At 30.8% G+C, this 4,720-nt stretch carries 3 protein-coding genes; 1 reads left to right on the forward strand and 2 read right to left on the reverse strand.

Annotated elements, in window-relative coordinates; genetic code table 11:
* Positions 1 to 1,385: 1,385 nt before the first annotated feature.
* The gene (locus tag RWQ73_RS07690; RefSeq protein ID WP_314407783.1) at positions 1,386 to 2,699 is read right to left on the reverse strand and encodes an amino acid permease; all 1,314 of its coding nucleotides are present in this window, start codon (positions 2,697 to 2,699) and stop codon (positions 1,386 to 1,388) included.
* Between the two features lie 421 nt (positions 2,700 to 3,120).
* Here RWQ73_RS07690 and RWQ73_RS07695 point away from each other — a divergent pair, with 421 nt between their 5' ends.
* Positions 3,121 to 3,225 carry a putative holin-like toxin gene (locus tag RWQ73_RS07695; protein ID WP_314160527.1) on the forward strand — a complete coding sequence of 35 codons (105 nt, stop codon included), beginning with the start codon at positions 3,121 to 3,123 and terminating at the stop codon, positions 3,223 to 3,225.
* A 230-nt stretch (positions 3,226 to 3,455) separates the two neighbouring features.
* On the opposite strand, the gene RWQ73_RS07700 is transcribed toward RWQ73_RS07695, so the two are convergent.
* Positions 3,456 to 4,655 carry an ABC transporter permease gene (locus RWQ73_RS07700; protein ID WP_314407784.1) on the reverse strand — a complete coding sequence of 400 codons (1,200 nt, stop codon included), beginning with the start codon at positions 4,653 to 4,655 and terminating at the stop codon, positions 3,456 to 3,458.
* Positions 4,656 to 4,720: the final 65 nt, after the last annotated feature.

Raw genomic sequence — 4,720 nt, forward strand, 5'->3', positions numbered from 1 at the left:
GGGACAAAGACGTAGCCGCAATTGCAGACTACTTAGAAAATAGAAATAAATAACACTAAAACATCGCATACTAGGTTTTCTAATATGCGATGTTTTTTTCTCAATTTACACCTTTAGAACATAAAATTTATGAGTAAAGTTTACTATAATTAACAAGTTAAAAACGCTGATATATCAACCCTTGTAAATAGTTGATTATCTACATTTAATTTGATATAATCAAAATCGGAGAGAGAAGTTGGAGAGTGTAAAGCTTCCGATATGGATGGTGGCTACTTTTCTATGGAAGGAGATGGTGCTTATGCTCATAAGTAACAGAATCTGGAAGAAAGGAGTAGTAAGTTGTCTGCGTTTGAAATTATACAAACTATTATAGGTGTAAATCTTTTGATTTCAACTGTAGTTGGTGTATGTATCTCAGCACTTAAAAGAGACAATAAAAAATAACCATCTTTATACTTTGACCGGTTAAGATGATTATTTTTTATAATTCTTAATTAGAGTCACCGTCTTTAAAACGGCTCTCTCTTTTATAGCTTTATTCTAACATAAAAAAATATATAACGCAATAAATAATACCAAAACATCGCATACTAGATTTTCTAATGTGCGATATTTTTTTCAAAAATTACACCTTTATAACATTAAATTTATGAGTAAAAATTACTATAATTAACAAATTAAAAACACTGATATATCAGCCCTTGTAAATAGTTGATTATCTATATTTAATTTGTTATAATCAAAGTCGGAGAGAGAAGTTAGGAAGTGTAACAACTCCCGATAAGGATTGCGGTAGTCGTTTATTTTTCAAAGTCAGAGACTGAAGAAAAATATTACGAATAGCGTATGCAACAGGAACTTAAAAAGCAGATGCTAAAAGTCAGTATCTGCTTTTTCTAGTTCCTACTGCTGTAGCTACTTCAATTAGAAAGGGGATGGTGCTATGTCCGCATACACTAAAATCCGACAAGAAAGGAGTAGCAAATTGTCACCTTACGAAATAGTACAAACTATTATTGGTATAAATCTATTGATTGTAACAATTGGGGTGCGCTTAACAGCGTTCAAAAACGACAATAAAAAATAACCATCTTTAACTTTAGCTGGTTAGATGGTTATTAAAACTATCTTATTCGAGCTACCGTCTTTTAAGTTAGTCGTTTATTTTTCAAAGTCAAAGACTGAAGAAAAATATTACGAATAATTTATACTACGACTACTATAATTTCTACGAACGTAGTGAGTTAAGAAATTATTAGTAAAGTCAGTGCAAACGGCTCTCTTCTTTATAGCTTCATTTTAACATAAAAATACATATAACGCAATAAATAACAATAAAACATCGCATACTAGGTTTTCTAATATGCGATGTTTCTTTTTTATTATTTTTTAAATTTTTTATGTAATTCTGTATAAAATAATAATCCTATTAACGTTAAGGCTATCCCTCCCATAGCTAACGATGTTTGTGAGATTAAAGTACTTACTAAAGTGTAAACCCCACCAAGAATAGCTATTATAGGAACTATTGGGTATAAAGGTACTCTATACGGTCTTTCTAAGTTTGGTTCTTTTTTACGCAGTATAATTACCGCAAGGAATGTCGCCGTGTAGAAGAACCACATTACGAATACTAATAAGTCTGTTAACATATCAAAACTACCAGTTAACATCATTAAGAATGCTATTACTAAAAGTAATAATCCTGCATTCACCGGCACAGCACCTTTGTTTAACTTCGTCCATACATTTTTAAATGGAATTTGTTCACTCTTCGCCATTGCATAAGGTACACGAATCCCTGCCATTGAAAATCCATTAATCGCTCCATATACACTAATCAGTATACCAATTGTGATAATTTTACCACCAATACCGCCGAACAACTTCGCAGCTACATCACTGGCTACAGTTTGATTACCTGCAACATGATCTAATGGTAAAGTCATAAGGTAAGCAACATTTATAAGTACATATACAACCATAACAACTGCAAGTCCTAAGAAAATTGCTCTTGGTAAATCTCTTTTAGGATTTTTCATCTCTCCTGCCATACTTCCTACATTCGTCCAACCTTCATAAGCAAACATCGCAGCAAGTAAAGCTCCACCTAGTCCACTAGCGAATGAAATATCTTTCCCCGCTTCTACAGGGAATAATTGCAACGGTTGTGAATCACTTTGGAATAATCCAAATGCAATAATTACTATTAATGGGATTAATTTACAGATAGTAGCTACCGTCTGAATCATTCCTCCAATTTTCCCACCTAAAAAGTTTAAAAACATTAATGATGTTGCAGCAGCAATGGCTATAGGAAGATGCCACGTTTTATCTAAATTTAATAAATTTAAAACTTGTGTAGAAAAGATAACCGCAAGAGCCGCTATCATCGCAGGGAAATAAATCACCGACTGAGCCCATCCTAATAAGAATGCTGCAGTTTTCCCATAAGTTCTCTCTATCCAAACGACCATTCCTCCTACTTCAGGAATAGATGCCGCAAGTTCTGCAACAGTAAGACCGGCACAGATAGTAATAATACCAGCAAGAACCCACGCTAGTAATCCTAGACTCATCGTCCCTGTAGTTTTATAAATAACAGCAGCTTTAAAAAACACACCTGCTCCTATTACTGAACCTATTACCGTCATAAAAGCCGGCATAAAGCCTATCGTTCTTTTCAGTTCACTCATTAAATAATCTCCTTATTTCACATAATTTTTTATACTTAATTATAACCTTTTATACATTAAAAATAAAAAAGAAAAGACTCAAAATTTGAATCTTTTGAATGTTACTTCTTGTTCACTAAAAGACACTTTTTTAAATGTATAATTAAATTTTAAATATTTATATTTTATTTATTTTGTATACGATAATTATTTCTATATGTAATTGTCATTTTTATATAATTCTTACTATTATTAACTATATTAAAATAATCACATTATTTTCTTAAAATCGTTGATAACCACTAATTAATCTGATATAATCAAAGATGGAGGGTGAAGTTAGAGATAGAAATATCTTGTTAAAGATGGCGACTACAACTTTACGAAAGGGGATGGTGCTTATGCTCATAAGTATCACAATCTTGAAGAAAGGAGTAGACTTTTGTCAGTATTTGAAGCATTACAGCTAATGATTAATTTTTCTGGACTTATTGTCGCAATATTAGCATTAGTTGTATCTATAATCGTACTTAAAGACAAAAAATAACCATCTTTATACTTTGACACGTTAAGATAGTTATTTTTTAAAACTATTTTTCTTGAGTCGCCGTCTTTAAAACGGTGCCCTCTTTCATATATCTATTTTAACATAAATATAAAATAAGTGCAATGAATAAGTAATACTACAAGTTAATTTATAAACAACTAACTTAAGTATAAAAACAACAACATATACTAGATAATCTAATATGTGTTGTTGTTTCATTTTATTTTCTCCTACTTCCCAAATAATAATTTGAAGAAGTTTAATTTTTGACCATATCTTAATGTTGCTAGTCTATATACTTTAACACTTGCAAATGCTACAAGTAATGTAGTTACAGCTAATATACCATAAGATAATCCTAATTCTTGAATAGAAACGTGACTTATCGCATAACGCGTAAACATTACAAAATACGATGTAAATGGAACATATGATAAAATCTCTGCAATTTTAGTATCTCCACTTGAACCCATAATATAGTAGTTCACAAAGAATGCACCCATAAATGTTAACATCGGTAAAGTTATCGCCCCGTTGACATCTTCAATCTTACTAACTAGTGAAGCGAATGCCGCATACATGAACATAAACATTACAAAGCCAGTCAAAGCAAACAGTAATCCGACACCAAGAACTTTTAAATCTACATTTTCTATAATATGTTTAATATTATCGCTATATCTAGAACCATTGATTTTCAGACCTGCAAATAAACCACCTATGATTAAGCCCATTTGAATAAGTACCGCAACAGATAAAGCTAATACTTTTCCTAAAATTAGCGTTCTAGGATTTACAGTGACTACTAGTAATTCCATCGCTCTATTACTTTTTTCTTTAACAACATTTGTCGCAACTACACTACCAAATTGAATTACTGTCATATAAACGATGAATGTAAGAGCATAAACTACTACAACATTTACCACTTGAGTCTGAATATCAGAATCTCCACTTACGTTCACAGGTACAGGTTTAGGCAGATGTGATTTCACGTTAGTTACTTTATCATAATCTAAACCATTTTGTTTATAGACTAGTTTTTCTACATTTTTTCCAAAAGCTTCTTTAAATTCACTGTTATCTTTACTAAAGATAGATTGTCTAGATAAATATTCATAACTGTCTTTAGTTAAGACGATACCTTCATCTAATTTTTTATCTTTAATGTCTTTTTCTAAATCCTCTTTACTATCGTATTTTTTAGCTTCTTTTAGATCATCTAATTTAATATTTGCATCTTTTATAACATATGCACTACGCGTAAAATTATCGTTACTATCACCTTTAAACAGATTACTGTTCGCAATCGACGGTATGAATGTTATACCTATAGCTATAATGAAATACAATGCCATAATAACTTTTGTCGCTTTTTTTGCTAAAAATTGTTTTAATTCAAAATTAAATACTGTACTAAAATTTTTCATAATTACTTACCTACCTGTTCTTTGAAAATCTCTTCTAACGTTGGTTTATAAAGTTTGAATTCTTC

The organism is uncultured Gemella sp. (genome assembly GCF_963525875.1).
Classification (GTDB): Bacteria; Bacillota; Bacilli; order Staphylococcales; family Gemellaceae; genus Gemella.